Below are 1,313 nucleotides of genomic sequence, written 5' to 3'. Positions count from 1 at the left end.
TGATATGTACTGGGTTTAGTTCCGACCCCGTACATTGGAAACAAACAAAAAAGAGCAAAGGAACTTCACCCATGCCCACCAAATACCCCCAAGAACTCAAAACAAGAGCCCTACGCCTACTGGCCGACCACCTCGAAAACAACCCCGACACAGGCATCTACACCGCCTGCCGAAACATCGGAGAACGCCTCGGCATCGGCCCTGAAACCTTACGAAAATGGCACAAACAAGCCGAAATCGATGCTGGTAACACCCCCGGCACCACCACTGATATGGCAGCCGAAAACCGACGCCTGCGCAAAGAAAACGCCGAGCTCAAGCGAACCAACGAGATTCTACGAACAGCATCAGCTTTTTTCGCGGCAGAACTCGACCGTCCAGCCCGATCATGATCCGCTATATCGATAGGTATAGGAACCGTTTCGGGGTTGAGAACATCTGCACCGCACTACAAGAAAACCTCGCTGGTGGTTTCATCACCTCACGCGGCTACCGCGCCGCTAAGGCTCGTGTTCCTGCAGCACGTACTTTGAAGGACCAACTTCTGATTCCTGAACTGGTGAAAATCCATGAAGAGAATTATGGCGTGTATGGTGTGCGCAAGATGTGGCACGCCATGAGGCGTGCCGGCTGGGATATTGGTCGGGATCAGACCTACCGACTCATGAAAATAGCCGGTGTTGCTGGTGCTCATCGGGGTCGTAAACCTATGACCACCAGAGCGGCCACAGTGATTGATGACCGTCCTGATTTGGTTCAGCGTAACTTTACCGCTGATGCGCCTAACCGCCTTTGGGTAGCAGATTTTACCTATGTCAGAACCTATTCAGGTTTCTGCTATACGGCCTTCATTACTGATGTGTTTTCCCGGAAGGTTGTGGGTTGGGGTGTTTCTTCGACCATGCATACTCTGGGGATGCCTTTGACGGCGTTGAAGCAGGCGCTTTTTGAAGCGAAGAAGGGTGGCTCTGATCTAACGCAGATTGTGCATCATTCTGACCGTGGTTCGCAGTATATTGCGCAGGATTACACTGCTGGTTTGAAAGAACTAGGAGTGCAGTTATCAGTCGGTTCTACTGGTGATTCGTATGATAATGCTCTGGCTGAGAGTGTGAATGGTGCTTATAAGGCTGAGCTGGTGAGGAATCGCCTTTTTGCTTCAGTTGGTCAGTTGGAGGTTGAGACTGCGTCTTGGGTTGCTTGGTGGAATGCTGGTCGGTTGCATCAGAGTCTTGGTTATCGGACTCCGCAGGAGGTGGTTGATGGTGCTTTAGTGGTCTTATAATTGTCGGAACTAAAGCCAGTACATATCA

1 protein-coding gene is annotated in these 1,313 nt (G+C 51.0%); it reads left to right on the top strand.

Features of this window, described 5'->3' with window-relative positions:
* Window positions 1–71: 71 nt before the first annotated feature.
* A protein-coding gene (locus L6762_RS11850) for an IS3 family transposase (protein WP_237187491.1) occupies window positions 72–1,285 on the top strand; the annotation gives its coding sequence in 2 pieces (ribosomal slippage) (window positions 72–351 and window positions 351–1,285; 1,215 coding nt in all).
* The last annotated feature ends 28 nt before the right edge of the window (window positions 1,286–1,313 follow it).

It is taken from the genome of Rothia nasimurium, assembly GCF_928381705.1.
Classification (GTDB): Bacteria; Actinomycetota; Actinomycetes; order Actinomycetales; family Micrococcaceae; genus Rothia; species Rothia nasimurium_G.
The sequence above is the reverse complement of the archived record's forward strand: the minus strand, read 5'-3'. Positions and strand labels throughout refer to the sequence as shown.